This window comes from Zobellella endophytica (assembly GCF_003012775.1).
Classification (GTDB): Bacteria; Pseudomonadota; Gammaproteobacteria; order Enterobacterales; family Aeromonadaceae; genus Oceanimonas; species Oceanimonas endophytica.
Map to the genome: position 1 here is coordinate 1,085,188 of NZ_PXYG01000001.1, position 19,054 is coordinate 1,104,241.

Consider the following 19,054-nt stretch of genomic DNA (forward strand, 5'->3'; position numbering starts at 1 on the left):
CGACTCCTAGACCGAACGCAGCATGCGCCACAGGGCCAGCATGCCGGTCAACTGCATCAGGCCGCCAGCGTACAGCAGCCGTCGTCCTCCCTCATCCAGCCAGAGGCCAAGGATGTAATCCGGGTTGATCACCAGCATGTAACACACCATCAGCAGCGGCATGGCACCCATCACCCAGGCGGTCACCCGGGTTTCCCCGGTCATGGCCCTGAGCTCCCGCTGGCTGCGCTCGCGCTGCTCAAGCAGGGTAACCAGGCCGTTGAGCGCCTCCCGCACGCTCCCGCCAAACTGGTGATTGACCGAAAACATGGTCGCCAGCAGACCGAATTCGGGCACCCCGGTCAGCCGGGCCTCCCGGCTGAAGGAATCGGCCAGCTCTTCGCCCAGCTGGATCCGCTGCACCGCCCGTTCCAGCACCAGTCCCAGGGGAGCCTGGCTGGCGGCGGCAGACTGTTGCACCGCCTTCTCCAGGGTGATGCCCACCTCAATCCGCCGGTTGACCTGGCCGATAAAACCGGGCAGTTGCCGCAACAGCTGTCGCTTGCGCGCTCCACGCTTTAGCTGGCCCAGCACTATCCTCAACATCAACCAGGCACCCGGCCCCAGCAGGGCCCAGAGTGGCTTTCCCATCAGCCAGCCCGGCAACGACGCCGAGCACATCAGGGCCAGCTCGAGCGCCACACCGCGGCGCCCGCCAGCAAACCCCAAACGAATCCACCCCTCCTGCACGGCCTCCCAGACGGCGGCAGGGCCGTCATCGCTTTCCTGCTCGCGCCGGGCGGCCACCAGCAGCAGCAGGGCGCCGGCGAGCAGCAGGGCAACGGCCAGCCAGATCATCGGGCAGCGCCTTCATCTAGCCGCGCCAAAAGCCGCTTGGACGGCTGGTCCACCAGCATGAAGTCTCCCCGCTCGGGGGCGAAGGCGTAGAGTTCGCGGGTCCGGATCACCCCGTCGGCGATCCCTTCCACCTCCAGGATGTGCGTGATCAGCCGGCGGCCATCGGGCAGGCGGCTGACCTGCACGATCAGATCGAGGGCGGTGGCGATGATTTGCTTGATCAGCAGCTCGGTGGCGCTGAAACCGGACAGGGTCACCATCATCTCCACCCGCACCAGGGCATCCCGTGCCGAGTTGGCATGCACCGTGCTCATCGAGCCCTGGTGCCCGGTATTCATCGCCTGCAGCATGTCCAGCACCTCCGCGCCCCGGCTTTCGCCGAGCACGATACGGTCAGGCCGCATCCGCAAGGCGTTTTTCACCAACTCCCGCGGCGTGACTTCGCCCCGCCCCTCGCTGTTGGGAGGCCGGGTCTCCAGCCTGACCACATGGCCGTTGCGCAGCTGCAGCTCGGCCGCATCCTCGATGGTCACCACCCGCTCCCGGTTACCGATAAACTGGCTCAGTACGTTCAGCAGGGTGGTTTTGCCGGCGCCGGTGGCACCGCTGATCAGCAGGTTGCAACGGGATCCGACGGCGCGGGACAGAAATGACAGCATGGCCGGGCTGAGGGCGCCGCCGTTGAGCAGATCCTCGGCCTTGAGGGCATCCCGCTTGAATTTGCGGATCGACAGGCAGGGGCCGTCCACCGCCAGGGGCGGGATGATGGCATTGATCCGGCTGCCGTCGGCCAGGCGGGCGTCGACGATGGGGTTGGCTTCATCAATGCGCCGCCCCAGCGGTGCCAGCATGCGCCGGATCACCCGCAGTATGTGCTGATCGTTGAAGAAACGCAGCGGTACCTGCTCCAGCCGGCCGCCCCGCTCCACGAAGATGCGATGAGCGCCGTTGATCAGGATGTCGTCGATTTCCGCATCATCCAGCAACGGCTGCAACGGTCCAAAGCCCACCATTTCATCCAGCAGATCCCGTACCAGATGCCCGGTGTCGATACCGGCAACCGGCTCCCGCTGCTCCAGCAGGTAGGCCTGCATATATTTATGGACCATCGGGGCCAGTTCGCTTCGCTCCATCTCGAACATCAGGCCGTCTTCTTCCAGTCGTTCGACGATAAAATGATGCAACCTGACCTTGAGCGCCGCCAGGCTCTCATCGGTCGCCAGTTCGAGTCGCCGCCCGGGGCGGCCGAAATCAGTCATGCCCATCCTGCCGTCCTCCCCATCAGCCGCTGCCACCAGGAGACCGGGGCCGCCCGCCCCACCATGGCCTCTATCGCCCTGAGCAAGGGCTCCAACGGGGGCCTGGGCGGCAGCAGTTGGCCGGCATTGAGCAGGGTTACCAGATCGTGGATATCGGGCAGGCAGGCCAGCACCGGCACCTCGAGACGCTCGCTGATGGCCGGCGCATCGGGGATCTGCTGTGGGTAATAGGGCGCCAGCACCAGACCCAGTGCAGCCGGCCGTATCCCCAGACGCAACAGATAATCCGCCAGCACGGCGGCGCTCCTGAGACTGATGTTCTTTTGATCTGCCAGCAGCCAGAGGTGGCTGCAATGGGCGGCCACCAGGGACACCAGGCCCGACAGACCCTGACCGGTAAGATTGAAGACGAGGTGATCATAGTGCTGCTCGAGCTGCATCAGGATCTCCCGGAAGTCCGTGCTGCCCAGTGCCGCCAGTTCCTCCCCCGGCGGCAGCGTCAGCAGATGGATGCCGCTGGCCGTCGCCAGCCGCTGCTGCAGCCAGCTACTGTCGAGCTCGTGACGATGGTGAATCAGTTCACTCAGGCTGTATTCGGCAGACACCTCCAGATAAGCCCCGACATCGCACTGGGGCAGTCCGAAGTCGAGGATCAGTACCCGACGTTCGTGCCGGGCGGTCAGGACCCAGGCGGTGACAATGGCCAGAATGGCGCCATCATAGTCATTGCGCTGGGCCAGGATGGCCAGGGCGCCGCCTTCGACCACCGGCTCGGGCTTCAGCAGCCAGCTCAGGGTGTCACCCAGCCGGTCGGTGTCGGTCAGGTGCAATGACCCCTGGCCGCCGTAACCTTGCCACTGTCCTTCCTGCGTCATGTCGAGCAGCACCACCGGCTTGGGTTGGAAGCCCTTCAGCAGGTGGTCTAGCCGGGAATCGGGCCAGCCGGTGGCGATCAGCACCAGGGCGCGCGCCTGTTGCCAGCCGGCGCCGGCGGCCAGCTCGGTGGGCCCGTCCACCCACAACAGGCGTTCCCCGGCTGGCAGGGCCCGGGCCACCTGGTGCCGGTAGCGGGGCTCCGGGCTGTAGGCCAGTATGGTCATCGCGCTCCTCCTTGTACAAACCCCATGCCCGCCGGCAGTGCCTCGCCACCGGGATCCCGGTCGAGGAACAGCAGCTCGAAAAAGGCGGGCCGATAGCTCCGATAGGCCTCTCCCGGCAGCGCCGGCAACGCGGCATCGGCCGCCAGCGGCCGTACCAGGTGGGGGGTGACTATCATCAGCAGCTCCTTGTCGCTGCTGTCGAAACGGGAGGAGCGAAAGAAGGCGCCCAGCACGGGAATGTCGCCCAGCAGCGGCAGCCGATCGGCATTGCGCTGGGTATTGCTGCTGACCAGGCCGCTGATCACGAAGCTCTCGCCGTGGCCGAGCTGTACCGTGGTATCGGTACGGCGGATCCGCAGGGAAGGCACCATGGTGCCGGCGGTTTCCACCCCGTTGGCGAAATCCAGCTCGCTGACCTCGGGGGCCACCTTGAGCAGTATCCGCTCATCGTCCAGCACCGTCGGGGTCAGATGTAACCGAACCCCGAACTCCTTGAATTCAATCCTGACCTCGCCATCGTCGTTCGAACTCGGATAGGGAAACTCCCCGCCGGCGAGAAAGGTAGCGGTTTGTCCCGACATGGTGACCAGGCTGGGTTCGGCCAGGGTGTAAGCGTAGCCGCTTTGGTTGAGCGCACTGATGGCTCCAAACAGGCCCCTGGCGGCATTGCCGGCAAAGATGTTCAGGGTACTTTCCGCCAGATTGGGGTTGTCGCCCGGGGTAAAATTAGACAGCAGGCCGCTGCCGGCATTGATGGTGGTGTTGCCCCGCACCGATAGCTTGAACAGGCCGGTACCGATGGCACGCAGGGCACTACGGCTGACCTCCACCACCTTGATGTCGGCCTGAACCTGGATATTGCCCTCGGCGATCCCGGCCGCCCTCACCCGAATGAGGCGCCGTTCGGGCTCTCCCGTCCCTCGCTGCCAGAGCAGGAGCCGGGTTTGCCCCGCCGCCTTGCCGGTGATCAGCAGGGTCCGGCTGGACAGCACCTGTACGCCCGCCACCTCCGGATCCCCCATGGCGGCTCGCACCACGGGAGCTGCCGTGGTCAACTGGTGCTGCTCTCCCTGGCGCAGTACCAGATCCTGGGCCCAGGCGCCACCGGCCAGGCCACACAACCAGAAAAACCAAAACCATGTTATTTTCATCATCCAGCTCCTAGCGCGCCGTTGTCACCACGGCTTTCTGTTCCCCGTAAAATACCTCGACCCTGGCCCCACCTGCCTGCCGTACCAGACGCGGCCGGGGCTGTGGTGTTGGCGCCGGCGCCTGCTGCATGGCCGCCAGTTCTTTCAGCCGGACCGGCATGGCCGATGGCCGAAGTTCGACCTCCTCCTGGCGGCCGACCACCGCCAGTCGCAGGCTGCCACTGCTTTCCGCCAGCAGCAGCGCCGCCGTGTCCTGCTCCGGCACCGCCAGCACCACCGATTTGGCCCGCTCCTGCCGCGCCGCCTCGTCGGTCTCCTGCCCGATCAGCTCACTACCGTGGGCCAGCACCACCACATTGGCCAGCAAGCGCCGGGCCGTGCTGTCTTGGCCGCTCTCCCGGTTCGCCTTCAGATAGAACAGCACGTCCACCCGATCACCGGTATGCAGATAGCCCCCGACCGCCGATACTTCGTCGACCCGGAGCGCCAGGGCCCGGAAACCGGGAGAGAGCGCGTCCAGCAGGGGTTGGGGATAGGCCAGCAGCCCTTCATTCAGTTCGCTCCCGGCGGCCACGTCTTCTTTCAGTATCCGGCCACTGAGTTGCCGTGGGTCAACCTGCACCAAAGGCGCCGGACCGGCTCGCCGCCGGGGCACCAGCATGCCACTGTCGAGCACCGCTCCCGCCGCCACCGGGTCCTTGAATACCCACACCTCATGGGATTCGGCCTCGGCGGGAGCCGCCGCCTCGGAGGCCGGCTCGGTGCCCCGGCTCAGGCCGTAGGCGCCGACCAATACCGCCAGGCCGAGCAGGATAAAGGCCAACAGATACAGACTCTTTCCTTTCATCTCTCTGTCCTTAATAAGCGCGGCTACAGCCGAAGGCCGGCGGTGGAAACAATCACGTCCGGTACCGGCAGCAAGGGAGGAATAAAGGGGTAATCCTGGTAGTTGTATCGAAACTGCAGCGTGCAGCAGTCTCCGGCCACGGCGGTCACCTCCAGTGCCTCCGCCCTCGGCTGGCCGAGAATCCGCGCCGGATCCGCCAGAAAGTCGCCAAACAACAGCTCCACTTCCTGATTGACATGATTTTTCAGCGCCAGCTCCGTACAACCCGGGTTGTCGGCGACGATCAGGCAGGATTCATTGACGTAGGAAACACTGCGCCGCAGTGCCTCGGCCCCGATGTGGTTGAACAGGTAGTGGATATAAAAGATAAGGCCGTAGGTCACGATGGCGTAAAAAACCAGCATGATTACGGGCAGCACCAATACGGCTTCAATACCGGCGGTACCCCGCTCTTTTATCTTACGTTTTGTTAAGCAACAACCCCGTGCATCCATAACGACACCCCAAACCCCAAGGTCAGAAAGGGGATAAAAGGATATTCCCGGCGATCCCTGTCTTTTATCAGCCACCACAACACCACACCACCAAAGGCCAGCACCAGGGCGTGCAGCAACAGGGTAAAGGGGCTGATCAAGGCCAGGATCAGGATGATTTTTATATCCGCCGCCCCCATGACCCTCAGCAGGAAGCCTGGCAACAACAGTAAAAACCAGAACACCACCAGTAGTAGCTGTTGCCAGTGCCAATCGCTGCCATCGACCCTTTTTGCTGTCAATGCAGAGACAAAGGAAACTCCCAGCAATAGCACCACAAGCCATGAAGACACTCTTCTTCCATTAATGTCTTCAATAGAAGATATTATAAGAAGAGATACGCCAAGCAGTACGATAAATGCTGACAAGTCTGGCTAAGATAGTGCGGTTTGTATACTAGTCATAATTGAAGTGACCGCTGTAGCTATTGGTCCAGAGAAAGCTGTTAAAACCACAGCCACCATTACCGCAATCAATACATATTCGATACCGCTGGCCGCCTTATCTTCCTTTATAAAGCGCAGGGAATGACTTTTGGCGCAGAGCCAAAAAGAGATGAATTTGCCCATGTTCCGATCTCCTGAGAGTGTGTTCTTTTGTTTATTTTTATTGTTCAGTTTGAGTCTAGATAAAGATTGCCTTAATGCAAGTCAGAACGTGGCCGTTTTCTCCGACGTTTTCGACATGGCGGCAGAAATAGATTCGTTAGAATCCCCAGCCCACATATAGCACCCCTTGCCCGCCCGCTTGGCCCGGTACATGGCCTGATCGGCCAGCCGCAACAGGGCCTCGGGCGTTCCGGCGTCGGCCGGATAGAGGGCGATGCCCAGGCTGGTGGAAATGCAGCAACGCTGCCCGTCCAGCCCGAAAGGCTCTTCCAGCCGATCGATAATCAGCGCCGCCACCCGGGCGGCAGCGAGCCGAGGATCCTCGTCGACCGCCAGCCAGACCACGAATTCATCTCCTCCCAGCCGGTAGACCCGGTCACATAACCGCAGGGAGTGACTCAGCCGCTCGGCCACCGCCAGCAGCAGGGCATCCCCCGCATCGTGGCCGAAATGGTCGTTGACCGCCTTGAAGCCGTCCAGATCGAGAAAAATCAGCGCCCCCGGCTGGGCCTGCCGGCAGTAGGCGGCCAGTTGTTCGGTCATGGCGCCGCGATTGGGCAGGCCGGTCAGGCGATCCTGGTATGCCTGGCGGGACATCCGGCGCAGATGACCATGCACCTTGGTCCTGTCCTGCTGCAGGCCGATCAGTCGCCAGCATCGCTGTTCGTACACCCAGGTGCCGGTGACTTCCAGTCGGCGGGAAAGTGGGGCCGGCAGGCCGAGCTCAAGCTGTACTTCCGTCGCCATACCCCGGCGCAGCAAGGCATCGAGATGTTCTCGGTCTTCGGGCATCAGACAGGCTTTCCATTGTTCGGCATCGATAGCTGTACCCGGTTCCAGTCCATAGAGTTCATAAAGGCTGGGGCTCCAGTACAGCTTACCGGTGGCCGGCAGCCATTCCCACAGCCCCAGCCCGGCCTTCGATACCGCCAGCCCGAGCCGCCTGGCCTGCCAGCCCTGACGCCGCCGGTAATGAGTAAACCGCCGCCGGTACAACGCCAATGCCAACAGCAGCAGCACGACCGACAACAGCAATAGGGCAACTATCCACTGCCAGACCCGTGCAGAGACCGTCATGTCCATATTTTCCCCCGGTACCCGCCCTGCAGGCAAAAATGTCCAGCCAGGGTGGGCGTCCCTATACTGGAGTCATTGTAGTCCTAGCAAGTAAAGATGCTTTCGGCAGGCTTTTCCAGCCCACCCAACAATGACACCAGCGGGGCAGCAGAGGGAAAAACGGTGTGGCGGTTTGTGGGAGGCGGCCATCGCCGGTATGGAAAAACGCAAAAAAAAGGCCCGACAAACGTCAGGCCTTTTCATTTTCAGCCAATGTTACTTGGTGTAACGGCCCATCTGGTCCAGACGAGAGTTAGCGCGGTCGGCAGAAGCACGAGCTTCGGCAACGTCGGCAGCCAGACGATCGATCTTGGCAGAGTTCATTTGCTGACCTTGCTGAACTGCTTGAACGTCCTGAGCCAGGCTGTCCAGTTTGCTCTCCAGAGCGGTAGTAGAGCTACAGCCAGCCAGCAACAGAGCACTAACAACACCACCTACTAACATCATTTTATTACGCATTACCTGCTCCTTATTTTTGGGAGTCAAAAAGACCACATTAGGCGCCATAAGTATGGACGAAGTTCCTCAGTTATCGCAAATTATTTTATAGGGCATGACATTCGGAATTTTTGCTTAACGTTATGATTTAGCGTTTGTTTGCTGGTTTTTTGCGCACATAGAGGGTGCGCTCTACCTCCGCGATCAACTCGCCGCTTGCATCAAGAATATTAATGCGGAAATGAGGGAAGTATTTGTCACCGTTGTCGGTAGCGCGACGGATCTCGTCGAGCCGCTCCCGACTCAAATAGATATCGGCATAGACCCTGCCCCGCCCCGGCTTGAGGAAGGTAATTTTGGCGGCCCTGTCCCACACATAATACTGTGGCCCCAGCACGGCCATCAGCAGCATGGCATAGATGGGATCCGTCATCGAGAACAGGCTGCCGCCGTATTGGGTGCGATTGGCGTTTTTATTCCACCAGCGTAACACCAGCCCGACCCGGCAGTGGCTGTAGTCGCCGCTGATGTGTTCGATACGGATACCGGCCCCCCAGAATGGCGGCCAGCAGTTGAGCAGGCGGCGCAACAGCCAGGGGCGGGAAAATACCAGCTTCATTCATCTCATCCGACCAGTTGTAGTACAAAGATACTAACAAAGATCGATCCCGATGGGCAGTCTCCTCGCCATGGGAGTGCCGGCGGTGCCTCTGCCCAGATTCGGGTTGCCTTTACCGGCGGGAACAAGCACAATAAAAGCAATACCCAAACGAAATGCGAACCTTTATTTTTATGGCTGATAACAATCAAGCACTGAAAAAAGCGGGCCTCAAGGTCACCCTGCCCCGGGTAAAGATACTGGAGCTGCTGCAGCAACCCGAAACCCAGCATGTCAGTGCGGAAGATCTGTATAAGCTACTGATCGATCAAGGTGAAGAGATCGGACTGGCGACCGTTTACCGGGTCCTCAACCAGTTCGACGATGCCGGCATCGTAACCCGCCACCACTTCGAGGGTGGCAAATCGGTGTTCGAACTGGCCACCCAGGAACATCATGATCACCTGGTTTGCCTCGACTGCGGCAAGGTCATCGAATTCCACGATGAGATCATCGAGCAGCGCCAGCGCGATATCGCCAGCCAGTACAACATCAAGCTCACCAACCACAGCCTCTACCTCTACGGTCACTGCACCAACGAGCAATGCGAACACAACGACAGCGATCATCACTGACCGTCGCGAGTCAAACGGATGCCACAAGCCGCAGCCCTTGCTGCGGCTTTTTTAATGCCGGCCCCGCCACAGCGCCAGCACGCTGAGGCCGGCTTCCAGGCATCGAACAGCCCCGGTCGCTCGCCCAACAGCTACCAGGCCGGCAGGGCACGCGATAAAAAAACCGCGACGAGCGCGGCTTTTTTCAAGGCACGGGTATGATTCAGGCGTCTTCCTTGCCCCAGGAGTCCCGCAGCGCCACGGTCAGGTTGAATACCAGCCCCTGCCCCTTGTTGTCCCGGCAGAAGTAGCCCTCGCGCTCGAACTGGAAGGCCCGACCGGGTTCGGCCCGGGCCAGGGACGGCTCGACCATGGCGTGGCTCAGCACCTGCAGCGAGTCCGGATTCAGCGCCTGCTCGAAGGATTCGGCAGCACCCGGGTTGGGCACGCTGAACAGGCGATCGTACAGCCGCACTTCGGCCGGCACGCCATGACTGGCTGACACCCAGTGGATCACGCCCTTGACCTTGCGGCCGTCGGCCGGATCCTGGCCGAGAGTATCCGGATCGTAGCTGCAGAAAATGGTGGTGATGTTGCCGTCACCGTCTTTCTCCACCCGCTCGGCCTTGATCACGTAGGCATTGCGCAGGCGCACTTCCTTGCCCAGCACCAGTCGCTTGTACTTCTTGTTGGCTTCTTCCCGGAAGTCAGCTTCGTCGATGTACAGCTCCCGGCCGAAGGGCAGGTCGCGCGTTCCCATCTCCGGCTTGTTGGGATGATTGGGCGCCTGCAGGACTTCCCGATGACCCTCGGCCAGGCTTTCGATCACCAGCCGCACCGGGCGCAGCACCGCCATGGCCCGCGGCGCATTTTCATTCAGATCGTCGCGGATGCAGGCTTCGAGCATGCTCATTTCCACGGTGTTGTCCTGCTTGGTCACGCCGATACGCAGGCAGAACTCCCGGATAGACGCCGGAGTATAACCGCGGCGGCGCAGGCCGGAGATGGTCGGCATGCGTGGATCGTCCCAGCCTTCCACGTGACCGTCGGTCACCAGCTGGTTCAGCTTGCGCTTGGACATCACCGTGTATTCCAGGTTGAGCCGGGAGAACTCGTACTGGCGCGGATGGCAGCCGATACTGATGTTGTCGAGCACCCAGTCATACAGGCGGCGATTGTCCTGGAATTCCAGGGTACAGAGCGAATGCGTAATGCCTTCGATCGCATCGGAAATACAATGGGTAAAGTCGTACATCGGATAGATGCACCACTTGTCACCGGTCTGGTGATGGTGCGCGAAGCGGACCCGGTACAGCACGGGATCACGCATCACCATAAAGGGAGAAGTCATGTCGATCTTGGCGCGCAGGCAGGCACGGCCTTCCTCGAACTCGCCGTTGCGCATGCGGGTGAAGAGCGCCAGGTTCTCTTCCACCGGGCGATCCCGGTAGGGGCTGTTGCGACCCGGTGTGGTCAGGGTGCCACGATATTCCCGGATCTGCTCGGGGGCCAGCTCATCCACATAGGCCAGGCCCTTTTCGATCAGCTCCACCGCATAACCGTACAGCTGATCGAAATAATCGGAAGAATAGTGAACGTCTCCACTCCATTCGAAACCGAGCCATTGGACATCGCGCTTGATGGATTCGACGTACTCGACACTTTCCTTTTCCGGGTTGGTGTCATCAAAACGCAGATTGCACTGCCCCTGATAGTCCCGGGCAACGCCAAAATTCAGGCAAATGGACTTGGCATGACCGATATGCAGATAGCCGTTGGGCTCCGGCGGAAAACGGGTCTGGATCGACGAATGTTTACCGCTGGCCAAATCTTCATCGATGATTTGGCGAATAAAATTGCTGGGACGAAGGTCCGCCTGACTCATTCATACACCTCGATTGGGGATGACTTAATTCCAGCGCACATGATCCATGATCTCCGTCCCCCGCTCAATAGCCAGAGCAGGAATAAGCGGCTTTGCCGATAAAAAAGCCGCCTGACGGCGGCCTCGGCTGAGAGCTGAGATCAGGCAGCCCGGTCAGGGAGTTGCCCCAAACCGGACCGGACCGCACCGACCCGGTCATTCCTCAATCGGCAAGGTCTGCTGGACATATCGGCCCGGTGCCGGCATCAGCCCCGGGCACTCTTCGCTGCCCACGCCACGTGCCGCCACCTTGTCGTCGCCTAGATAGGGCGTCACCCACTGCTGCCAGTGCGGCCACCAGGAGCCGGCTTCCCGCTTGGCGGCAGCCAGCCACTGCTCCGGTTCGTCAAAGGCTTCCGCGCTGGTCCAGTAACCGTATTTGTTTTTATTGGGCGGATTGACCACCCCGGCCACATGGCCGGATTCGCCCAATACCAGGGTGGTGTCGCTGCCCAGCAACCTGGAGCCTTTGAAGGTCGCATCCCACAGCGCAATGTGATCGTCCTTGGTGGACAGGAAGTAGCTGGGCGTCTTGACCTTGGACAAATCGATGCCGAAGTTGCCGACCTTCACTTCACCGGCCCGGCTCAGGCTGTTGTTCAGGTACAGATCCCGCAACAGGAAGCTGGCGCAGGTGGCGCTCAGGTTGGTGCTGTCGCTGTTCCAGTACAGAATGTCGAAATCGGCCGGCTCCTCGCCCTTGAGGTAGTTGTCGATGTAATAGTTCCAGTACAGGCTGTTTTCCCGCAGCAGGCTGAAGGTCACCGCCATCTGCCGGCCATCGAAGTAACCCTGGCTGTCGTTCATCAGCTCCATGGCCTTGACCACCGGCTCGTTGATAAAGACCCCCACCTCTCCCGGCTGCTTGAAATCGAGCAAGGTGGTCAGGAAAGTGGCGCTCTTGACCCGGGGCTTCATGCGCCGGGCCGCGTACAGGGCCATGGTCGAGGCCAGCAGGGTACCGCCGATGCAGTAGCCGATGGCATTGACTTCCTTTTCGCCGGTAATCTGCTCGATGACCCGGATGGCCTCCATGGTGCCGGAATGGATCAGATCCTGGAATCCGATGCTCGCCTGCTCTTTCCCCGGATTGCGCCAGGACATGATAAAGACCGTGTGGCCCTGATCCCGGAGCCAGCGCACCAGCGAATTCTGCTCTTTCAGATCGAGAATATAGAATTTGTTGATAAAGGGCGGGATCACCAACAGCGGCGTCTGGAACACGCTGTCGGTACTGGCCTGATACTGAACAAGCTCGAAAATATCGTTGCGGAATACCACCTCGCCCGGTGTGGTGGCCAGATCCTTGCCCAACTCAAAGGCCGACTGACGGGTCATGCGGATTTTCAGCAGGTTGGCGCTGGCCGCCAGATCCTCCTGGAACAGCTCAACCCCCTTCACCAGGTTGGCGCCCTTTTCTTCCAGGGTGCGCTGCAGCAACTCCGGGTTGCTCCAGATAAAATTGCTCGGCGACAGAGCGTTGATGGTCTGGCGGAAAAAGAAGCTGAGCCGCTGGCGCACCGGTTCGGGCAGGCCTTCGATGACCTCCAGCATGTCCGTCAGCGAGGTGGCGAAATGCAGGTAGGACTGGCGCAGAAAGTCGAAATTGGGATCTTCTTTCCAGGACTTGTGATGGAAACGCCGTTCACCGGGGGGATCGGAGATCAGACTCTCCGCCTTGCTGTCCAGGGTCTTTATCATGCTGTTCTGGCAAATGGCCAACTGGCCCTGCCACCATTGCATCTGCATATCGAGCAGGCGTACGGGATTGGCCGACACCACCTCGTAGAGGGTCTTCAGATCCTGTGCATTGACTTCCGATAACGCCTGGGTCACCGGATTATCCCCCAGGCTGGCACGTTGCATGTCCGACCACATCGTCTCGTTCCATTGAAAGAACTGCCGGATGGGATCGGCGCCGTTATACATGTTTTGCTGCATTGTCCCTCCCTGATACGGATAGCGCCCGCAAGAACAAGATAGCGCGACAACACCAACGGGAAGGTGGCGTATACGCCCCTTCCCTGTGTTGCATTCTTATCCCTGGACGGGCCTGTTGTTATTTCTTCTGAGCATCCGCCGCCAGGGCTTCCAGGCCAACCTTGAACTCCTGGGCCAGCTCGGCCAGTTTCTTGCCGTCCTCAATCATCTGCTGGCTGATCTTGGTCATGGTTTCCAGTTGCTTGGAGCCACTGCTGACCAGGGACTGCACGTCCTTGACCTGGCTGCTGGCCTGCAGTTGGGCCAGGCCGATATCGGCATACTGACGGGCCGCTTCCAGCTGCAGGTTGGTCAGGTCGGTGAAGTTCTTGGCGACCAGCTGGTTGTATTTCAGCATGGGGCCAAAGGTTTTTTCCGTTTGATCATTAAAGGTTTTGAACATATCGGTGTACATGGCTTGCTCCTTCGATGGAAAGAATTCCCTCTCCCGCCTCATGGCAGGAGAGGAGAGGACAGATCAGATTCGTTTCAGTACCACCGCGGTTCCCATGCCGCCGCCCACGCACAGGGACGCCAGGCCGAGGCGGCTGTCGCTGCGCTGCAGCTCGTACAGCAGGGTGACCAGAATACGGTTGCCGGACGCGCCCAGCGGGTGCCCCAAGGCGATGGCGCCGCCGTTCATGTTGGTTTTGTCCAGTAAGGTCTGCTGGGGTGTATCGTATTTGGCGGACAATTGCTTGACCACACCCAGCGCCTGGCCGGCAAAGGCTTCATTCAGCTCCAGGCGTTCGATGTCATCCAGCTTGAGTCCGGCCCGGGTCAGCGCCTGCTCAATGGCGGGCACAGGACCCAGCCCCATGATCTCCGGCGCGATACCGCCCTGACCATAGCCGACCACCTCGGCCAGCGGCGTGAGCCCAAGGCGTTCCACCGCCGATTTACTGGCCACGATAATAGCGCTGCCGCCGTCATTGATGCCGGAGGCATTACCGGCGGTCACGGAACCGTCGGGCTTGAAGGCGGGGCGCAGCTTGCCCAGGGTCTCGGTGGTGGTCCCGGCCTTGGGATACTCGTCGGTATCCACCGTCAGGGTTTCCTTGCGGCTTTTCACTTCCACCGGCACGATCTCGGCCTTGAAACGCCCCGCTTCGATGGCGGCCACCGCCTTGGCCTGGCTGGCCACGGCCAGGGCATCCTGCTCGTCACGGCTGATGCCTTCCTGGGCCACCACGTTTTCGGCGGTCACGCCCATATGGTACTTGTTGAACACATCGGTCAGGCCGTCGTTGATCAGCAGGTCGGTCAGGGTCATGTCGCCCATCTTGTTGCCACCGCGCAAGTCGCCTTTTACCGCGAAGGGGATCTGCGACATGTTCTCACAACCGGCGGCCACGACCACGTCCGCATCACCGGCCTTGATGTGAGCACAGGCATCCATCAGGGTTTTCATGCCGCTGCCACACACCATGTTCAGGCTGTAGGCGGGAACGCCGACCGGAATACCGGCGGCCAGGGCGGCCTGGCGACCAACCCCCATGCCCTGGCCGGCGCCGACGACGTTACCCACGATCACTTCATTGACTTCTTCCGCCGCCAGGCCGGCCTGGGCCAGCGCGCCTTTGATGGCGATGCCGGCAAGCTCGGCGGCGGGAATGGTTTTCAGTGCACCGCAGAAACTGCCGATGGGAGTACGTTTTGCTGCAACAATGTATACGGGTTCAGACATAAATAATGCTCACTCTTAGGTTGAGGAAGACGACAATGAACTGTCACCTTATTGCATATAGAGACCGCCATTGACCGACAGGGTTTCGCCGGTAATGTAGCCGCCGTACTCGCCCGCCAGATACAATACCGCACCGGCAACTTCCTCGGTGGTAGCGAGGCGCTTCATGGGAATGGTCGCCTTGATCGAATCCAGCACATCTTCCCGAATGGCGGTGACCATGGGGGTGGCGGTGTAGCCCGGCGCCACCGCGTTGACGCAGACACCGAAACGGGCGCCTTCGGCGGCCAGAGCCTTGGTAAAGCCAATCATGCCCGCCTTGGCCGCAGAATAGTTGACCTGGCCATACTGGCCCTTGAGGCCATTGACGGAAGAGATATTAATGATGCGCCCGCTGCCCTGTTCACACATCTGGTTGAATACGGGCTGGGTCACGCTGAACAGGCTGTTCAGGTTGGTGGCCATCACGTCCTGCCACTGCTGCCAGGACATTTTCTTGAAGGTGGCGTCCCGGGTAATACCGGCGTTGTTGACCAGTACATCGATCTGACCCAACTCCTGAATCAGTGCGGGAACGGCCTCGCCGACCGCCTGGTGATCGGTAACATCCAGTGCCAGCAGCTGTATATCTTTACCTGCCAGCTGCTCTTCCTGCAGCCAGTTCGCGGCCTGTTCTTCTTTGCCCGGGCGGTGAGTGGCAACAACTTTGTACCCATTGTTCAGAAATAAACGACACACTTCTGTTCCAATTCCGCCGGCGGCACCGGTGACCAACGCGATTTTTTTACTTGTCATCAAGTCCACTCCTTTGTTTTTACAACTTACCAGAGAACGACGGGGACTGTGCTCTCTATTACTACCCAACCGCGCTGTATAGAATTAAACGCGATAAAAAGCCTCGTCAACTCATTATTTTTATTATTCGGTGATGACTTTTAAAATTTAACTTCATCCACTATAAGCCTATTTTTATGACAAATGAATTAACTTGGTACGACTTTTTTGTTAATGAAATGTTTATTTGAAACTAAATAATGTCCGAGTGTGACGGCATCGAAAAAAAGCCATCCAAGCCGAGGCCAAACAACATAAAAAACCAGAACATGGCTCAAAAACAGAGTTACATTGCGGCTCTACCGCGATCCGGGTATTTGGATAAAAATTCAATAAGTCGCATAAAGAGGGTAAATTCGGCTTACGGTCCTTATTATGTTCCCCGATTAGCTTTCATATAAAAAAATCGATTTTTCCCCCTTTACAACATGACTACAGAATTAGTCTTTTTGCTCCATCATCAGTCAGCCGGTCTAACGGTTTGGATAAGCACGCCGGTGGTCCGACCTGGAGCAACCGACCGGCCTCCACCTCACTACTGCCAGCAGGCAGGATCATCCGGATCCCCAATGCCATTTTGCAGCTAGAAAGGCAAACAGACACAGTCATTCTTATGAAGAGTTGCCGCCTTGCAACCGGACGGTCTTGGCCCGGGCTGCCGGCTATCGCCGCCGGTCCGGCCCGCTGGCGCAGAAATCATCCGTTGTTGCACATTCTTAGAGCAAACAGCCTGATTTATCAGGGAAAGCGGCTTTGAGTGTTGACAGCCAAAGTAGCAGCCATTACCATGCGCCTCGCATTCAAGGATGCCTCTTCCCCCTTAGTTCAGTCGGTAGAACGGCGGACTGTTAATCCGTATGTCGCTGGTTCAAGTCCAGCAGGGGGAGCCAGTTTCAAAAAGTTGTTCCCCCTTAGTTCAGTCGGTAGAACGGCGGACTGTTAATCCGTATGTCGCTGGTTCAAGTCCAGCAGGGGGAGCCACATTCTCTTGTCATTTCGCATGCCTTGGCCCATCATGGTCCGACAAGATTGCGCTCTGTTCTGCTCTCACTTCAGATGTCCTGTTATCCCGTTTTTACAAGGATGATGGTTATGCGGGAAACTCGCCCCTTCGGTCATGTACTGCTGCTGGCAGCCTTTATCTCTATCCTGTTGAGTCTGCTTTTGCCTTGGTGGGCCAGCTATCGCTCGCTCATGCATCAGGAACAGCAAATTAATCTCAGCCTGCCCCGGTGGCCCTCGCCGGATATCGCTTCCCTGCCCGTACCAGGGGTGGCAGAGCTGTCCTATGGCCAACCGATAGCATCGGGCTCACGGGCCTGGTGGTTTGGCCGCCCTGCCGCCAACCACCAGTTGATGATAGGACAGACGCCCCTGTTCTTTCGCCTCGATACCCGTCCGGCTACCGCCCAGTGGCTGCTGCTGTCCCTCCCCCTGAGTCTGGCAAGCCTACTGATCTTCGGCGGTCTGTATCGGCGCTGGAGCCGCGAAAGCCGGGAAAAGGAGCACTATTTCCAGACCCTGCTGCTCGATCCCGAACAGGGCCGGCTCGGCGGCCGGGATCCGGTTGAACAGGGCATCATCGCCCTGCATCATAACTATCAGAGCCAGCTCGACAACCTGCAGCAGCAGCTCAGCGAAGCACACCAGCAAAGCCACCAGGACAGCCTGACCACCCTCGGCAACCGCTATGCCTTTCGCCGGGATCTGACCCTGATGCTGACCGACGAAAACAAGCTGGCCACCGCCACCCTGATGATAGTGCGCGCCAGTGCCCTGCAGGACATCAATACCCGGCTCGGCTTTCAGGCCGGCGACCAGTATTTGCAGAACATCGCCAAGCTGGTGCGCAAGGCCATACAGCCCTTGCTCGGGGCCAGGGCCTATCGGATCAGCGGCACCGACATCGCGGTCCTCGCCAAAGGCCAGTGCGAGCCGCTGGCCCACAGCCTGGGTACCCAGTTGCGCCAGGATCTGAATCATTATCAGCACCTGCACGAACTGGACTGTGCCGCCTACATGGGCTTTACTCAACTACTGCCGGGCCAGTCTCCCGAGCACGTGCTGGTGCGGGCCGACGCCGCCCTGGCCCAGGCCCAGGGCGGTGAGCCCAACGGCTGGCGCATCGTACAGAAAAACAACGATGATGAAGACATGGGTGAGAGCCAGTGGCGGCAACGGTTGCAGGCCATGCTGGAGGAAAACCGGATCGAACTGCTGGTACAGCCGGCCCTGATCAGCAAACCGGCCGCCCCCGGCTATAATGAAATATTTTCCCACTTTCCCAACGACAGTGGCGGCTGGTATCCGGCCACCACCGTCTTTGCCATGCTGCAGCGGCTCGATTTGTCGATGCTGTTCGAGCAGAAAATCATCGAAACCACCTTGCGGCAGATCCGGCCCAAGGAGCTGCCCGCCCAGCGCTGGGCCATTAACCTGACCCCGACCAGCCTGCAGCAGAACTCGTTTCTGATCTGGCTCGAGCGGGTGTTGCTGCGGGACATGGATGTCACCTCTTCCCTGGTTTTCGAGCTCGATGAGCATGTGCTGGAGCATCAGCTGGTGGCCGGCAAGCGCCTGATGGACATGATCCGCCGCTGCGGCGCCCGCTCCGCGGTGAGCAAGTTCGGCCACGGCTACGGCTCCTTCCGGCTGTTGAAGGAAATCAAGCCCGACTACATCAAGCTCGATGCCCAGTTGGTCAGGCACCTGGAGGACGACAGCGCCAACCAGCAATTCGTGCGTATGATTGTCGATCTGGCCCAGCGCCTGGGATGTCATGTGGTAGCCGAAGGGGTCGAAACCACGGAGCAGAAGCGGATCCTGGAAAGCATGTACGTCGATGGCATCCAGGGTTATCTGATCGCCAAACCGATGTCGCTTGCCGAGTTCAAGGGGCGGGTTGCTTGAGCTTGAGCAGGTAGTTAATAAGCTCGCCCAGGTGACGATAGCGTTCCAGCTCGTCCGGACTGTAGCGGGTAGACATGGTGGAGGGATTATGCCGGTGTTTGAGGTAGCGCATGATCTGCAGGCGGTTGAAACCGCCGATCCGATACACCAGCTCAAGCAATTTCTTGACCTGTTCGGCATCCAGCCCGCACAGTTCGGCGTAATCGGGCTCCAGCGGGCTTTTGATCTCCACCATCACCTCGGCCAGCGCGCCGCTCTCCTGCAGGTACTCCAGCCACTGCTCCAGATACATGGGTTTGGTGCCGGGCAAGAGCTCGAAATATCCCTGACCGGAGCGGCAGCCCGACAGCAGCAGCACTGCCAGCCGATCCTGGTTGCAGCGAAAAAACACCTCCCCCTGTTCGCTCCAGTCCAGCGCCTGCACGCGGAATTCCGCCTGCCCGCCCTGGTCGTCCTTTACCTTGAAAATAAACACACCATCTCCGGAATTGCGGCAAAGCATTCATCTTGGCCCAATCCGCCCGGCGAGTCAAAGCCAGGCTTCACAGTCCGTCGATATGGGTGTAAGGTCTGGCCTCGTCCGGCTTTCGTTGCCATGAATACCCGCAGGAGTCATTG

At 59.7% G+C, this 19,054-nt stretch carries 19 protein-coding genes and 2 tRNA genes; 4 read left to right on the plus strand and 17 right to left on the minus strand.

The window, feature by feature from the left end; translation table 11 throughout:
• Window positions 1-6: 6 nt before the first annotated feature.
• From C7H85_RS04945 to C7H85_RS04995, 11 genes are all read right to left on the minus strand, one after another.
• Window positions 7-837, minus strand: a complete 831-nt coding sequence (locus C7H85_RS04945; RefSeq protein ID WP_106728547.1) for a type II secretion system F family protein — start codon at window positions 835-837, stop codon at window positions 7-9.
• Window positions 834-2,102, minus strand: a complete 1,269-nt coding sequence (locus C7H85_RS04950; RefSeq protein ID WP_210433558.1) for a TadA family conjugal transfer-associated ATPase — start codon at window positions 2,100-2,102, stop codon at window positions 834-836. The genes C7H85_RS04945 and C7H85_RS04950 overlap by 4 nt, the downstream gene beginning before the upstream one ends.
• Window positions 2,093-3,196 carry a CpaE/TadZ family protein gene (locus C7H85_RS04955; RefSeq protein ID WP_106728548.1) on the minus strand — a complete coding sequence of 368 codons (1,104 nt, stop codon included), beginning with the start codon at window positions 3,194-3,196 and terminating at the stop codon, window positions 2,093-2,095. The genes C7H85_RS04950 and C7H85_RS04955 overlap by 10 nt, the downstream gene beginning before the upstream one ends.
• Window positions 3,193-4,347, minus strand: coding sequence for a type II and III secretion system protein family protein (locus C7H85_RS04960; RefSeq protein ID WP_106728549.1), 1,155 nt, complete (start codon window positions 4,345-4,347; stop codon window positions 3,193-3,195). The genes C7H85_RS04955 and C7H85_RS04960 overlap by 4 nt, the downstream gene beginning before the upstream one ends.
• A 10-nt stretch (window positions 4,348-4,357) precedes the next feature.
• The gene (gene cpaB / locus C7H85_RS04965) at window positions 4,358-5,194 is read right to left on the minus strand and encodes a Flp pilus assembly protein CpaB (RefSeq protein ID WP_106728550.1); all 837 of its coding nucleotides are present in this window, start codon (window positions 5,192-5,194) and stop codon (window positions 4,358-4,360) included.
• A gap of 23 nt (window positions 5,195-5,217) precedes the next feature.
• Entirely contained in the window at window positions 5,218-5,688 is a 471-nt protein-coding gene (locus tag C7H85_RS04970) for a TadE/TadG family type IV pilus assembly protein (protein ID WP_146140424.1), read from the minus strand.
• Complete coding sequence (locus tag C7H85_RS04975; RefSeq protein WP_106728552.1) at window positions 5,664-6,095, minus strand: prepilin peptidase; 432 nt, start codon at window positions 6,093-6,095, stop codon at window positions 5,664-5,666. Before C7H85_RS04975 ends, C7H85_RS04970 begins: the two co-directional genes overlap by 25 nt.
• 6 nt (window positions 6,096-6,101) lie before the next feature.
• On the minus strand, window positions 6,102-6,296 hold the full coding sequence (locus C7H85_RS04980; protein WP_106728553.1) for a Flp family type IVb pilin: 195 nt from the start codon (window positions 6,294-6,296) through the stop codon (window positions 6,102-6,104).
• Between the two features lie 81 nt (window positions 6,297-6,377).
• Complete coding sequence (locus tag C7H85_RS04985) at window positions 6,378-7,412, minus strand: GGDEF domain-containing protein (RefSeq protein ID WP_158260064.1); 1,035 nt, start codon at window positions 7,410-7,412, stop codon at window positions 6,378-6,380.
• A gap of 255 nt (window positions 7,413-7,667) precedes the next feature.
• Window positions 7,668-7,910 (minus strand): LPP leucine zipper domain-containing protein, encoded by a 243-nt coding sequence (locus C7H85_RS04990; protein ID WP_094038658.1) that lies wholly within the window; start codon window positions 7,908-7,910, stop codon window positions 7,668-7,670.
• A 127-nt stretch (window positions 7,911-8,037) separates the two neighbouring features.
• Window positions 8,038-8,508, minus strand: coding sequence for a DUF4442 domain-containing protein (locus C7H85_RS04995; protein ID WP_106728555.1), 471 nt, complete (start codon window positions 8,506-8,508; stop codon window positions 8,038-8,040).
• Window positions 8,509-8,681: 173 nt separating this feature from the next.
• On the opposite strand from C7H85_RS04995, the gene fur reads away from it, so the two are divergent.
• The gene (fur, locus tag C7H85_RS05000) at window positions 8,682-9,122 is read left to right on the plus strand and encodes a ferric iron uptake transcriptional regulator (protein ID WP_106728649.1); all 441 of its coding nucleotides are present in this window, start codon (window positions 8,682-8,684) and stop codon (window positions 9,120-9,122) included.
• A 202-nt stretch (window positions 9,123-9,324) separates the two neighbouring features.
• Here fur and glnS read toward each other — a convergent pair whose 3' ends face one another.
• From glnS to phbB, 5 genes are all read right to left on the minus strand, one after another.
• Window positions 9,325-10,986 (minus strand): glutamine--tRNA ligase, encoded by a 1,662-nt coding sequence (gene glnS, locus C7H85_RS05005; RefSeq protein WP_106728556.1) that lies wholly within the window; start codon window positions 10,984-10,986, stop codon window positions 9,325-9,327.
• Between the two features lie 195 nt (window positions 10,987-11,181).
• Window positions 11,182-12,966 carry a class I poly(R)-hydroxyalkanoic acid synthase gene (phaC, locus tag C7H85_RS05010; RefSeq protein WP_106728557.1) on the minus strand — a complete coding sequence of 595 codons (1,785 nt, stop codon included), beginning with the start codon at window positions 12,964-12,966 and terminating at the stop codon, window positions 11,182-11,184.
• A 118-nt stretch (window positions 12,967-13,084) separates the two neighbouring features.
• The gene (locus tag C7H85_RS05015) at window positions 13,085-13,420 is read right to left on the minus strand and encodes a phasin family protein (RefSeq protein WP_106728558.1); all 336 of its coding nucleotides are present in this window, start codon (window positions 13,418-13,420) and stop codon (window positions 13,085-13,087) included.
• A gap of 63 nt (window positions 13,421-13,483) precedes the next feature.
• On the minus strand, window positions 13,484-14,692 hold the full coding sequence (locus C7H85_RS05020; RefSeq protein WP_106728559.1) for an acetyl-CoA C-acetyltransferase: 1,209 nt from the start codon (window positions 14,690-14,692) through the stop codon (window positions 13,484-13,486).
• A 48-nt stretch (window positions 14,693-14,740) separates the two neighbouring features.
• The gene (phbB, locus tag C7H85_RS05025) at window positions 14,741-15,487 is read right to left on the minus strand and encodes an acetoacetyl-CoA reductase (protein ID WP_106728560.1); all 747 of its coding nucleotides are present in this window, start codon (window positions 15,485-15,487) and stop codon (window positions 14,741-14,743) included.
• Between the two features lie 853 nt (window positions 15,488-16,340).
• On the opposite strand from phbB, the gene C7H85_RS05030 reads away from it, so the two are divergent.
• From C7H85_RS05030 to C7H85_RS05040, 3 genes are all read left to right on the plus strand, one after another.
• Window positions 16,341-16,416 (plus strand) — tRNA-Asn (locus tag C7H85_RS05030).
• A gap of 15 nt (window positions 16,417-16,431) precedes the next feature.
• Window positions 16,432-16,507 (plus strand) — tRNA-Asn (locus C7H85_RS05035).
• A 111-nt stretch (window positions 16,508-16,618) separates the two neighbouring features.
• Window positions 16,619-18,436: an EAL domain-containing protein gene (locus C7H85_RS05040; RefSeq protein WP_106728561.1), complete on the plus strand. Its 1,818-nt coding sequence runs from the start codon at window positions 16,619-16,621 to the stop codon at window positions 18,434-18,436.
• Here the strand turns inward: C7H85_RS05040 and C7H85_RS05045 are convergent.
• Window positions 18,417-18,911, minus strand: coding sequence for a hypothetical protein (locus tag C7H85_RS05045; RefSeq protein WP_106728562.1), 495 nt, complete (start codon window positions 18,909-18,911; stop codon window positions 18,417-18,419). The two genes, C7H85_RS05040 and C7H85_RS05045, sit on opposite strands and share 20 nt — an antisense overlap.
• Window positions 18,912-19,054 lie beyond the last annotated feature (143 nt).

What these genes read in the sequence shown, in the direction of transcription:
- C7H85_RS04945 (WP_106728547.1), bottom strand. Translation starts at nt 837, where the DNA reads ATGATCTGGCTGGCCGTTGCCCTGCTGCTCGCCGGCGCCCTGCTGCTG.
- C7H85_RS04950 (WP_210433558.1), bottom strand. Translation starts at nt 2,102, where the DNA reads ATGGGCATGACTGATTTCGGCCGCCCCGGGCGGCGACTCGAACTGGCG.
- C7H85_RS04955 (WP_106728548.1), bottom strand. Translation starts at nt 3,196, where the DNA reads ATGACCATACTGGCCTACAGCCCGGAGCCCCGCTACCGGCACCAGGTG.
- C7H85_RS04960 (WP_106728549.1), bottom strand. Translation starts at nt 4,347, where the DNA reads ATGAAAATAACATGGTTTTGGTTTTTCTGGTTGTGTGGCCTGGCCGGT.
- cpaB (WP_106728550.1), bottom strand. Translation starts at nt 5,194, where the DNA reads ATGAAAGGAAAGAGTCTGTATCTGTTGGCCTTTATCCTGCTCGGCCTG.
- C7H85_RS04970 (WP_146140424.1), bottom strand. Translation starts at nt 5,688, where the DNA reads ATGGATGCACGGGGTTGTTGCTTAACAAAACGTAAGATAAAAGAGCGG.
- C7H85_RS04980 (WP_106728553.1), bottom strand. Translation starts at nt 6,296, where the DNA reads ATGGGCAAATTCATCTCTTTTTGGCTCTGCGCCAAAAGTCATTCCCTG.
- C7H85_RS04985 (WP_158260064.1), bottom strand. Translation starts at nt 7,412, where the DNA reads ATGACGGTCTCTGCACGGGTCTGGCAGTGGATAGTTGCCCTATTGCTG.
- C7H85_RS04990 (WP_094038658.1), bottom strand. Translation starts at nt 7,910, where the DNA reads ATGCGTAATAAAATGATGTTAGTAGGTGGTGTTGTTAGTGCTCTGTTG.
- C7H85_RS04995 (WP_106728555.1), bottom strand. Translation starts at nt 8,508, where the DNA reads ATGAAGCTGGTATTTTCCCGCCCCTGGCTGTTGCGCCGCCTGCTCAAC.
- fur (WP_106728649.1), top strand. Translation starts at nt 8,682, where the DNA reads ATGGCTGATAACAATCAAGCACTGAAAAAAGCGGGCCTCAAGGTCACC.
- glnS (WP_106728556.1), bottom strand. Translation starts at nt 10,986, where the DNA reads ATGAGTCAGGCGGACCTTCGTCCCAGCAATTTTATTCGCCAAATCATC.
- phaC (WP_106728557.1), bottom strand. Translation starts at nt 12,966, where the DNA reads ATGCAGCAAAACATGTATAACGGCGCCGATCCCATCCGGCAGTTCTTT.
- C7H85_RS05015 (WP_106728558.1), bottom strand. Translation starts at nt 13,420, where the DNA reads ATGTACACCGATATGTTCAAAACCTTTAATGATCAAACGGAAAAAACC.
- C7H85_RS05020 (WP_106728559.1), bottom strand. Translation starts at nt 14,692, where the DNA reads ATGTCTGAACCCGTATACATTGTTGCAGCAAAACGTACTCCCATCGGC.
- phbB (WP_106728560.1), bottom strand. Translation starts at nt 15,487, where the DNA reads ATGACAAGTAAAAAAATCGCGTTGGTCACCGGTGCCGCCGGCGGAATT.
- C7H85_RS05040 (WP_106728561.1), top strand. Translation starts at nt 16,619, where the DNA reads ATGCGGGAAACTCGCCCCTTCGGTCATGTACTGCTGCTGGCAGCCTTT.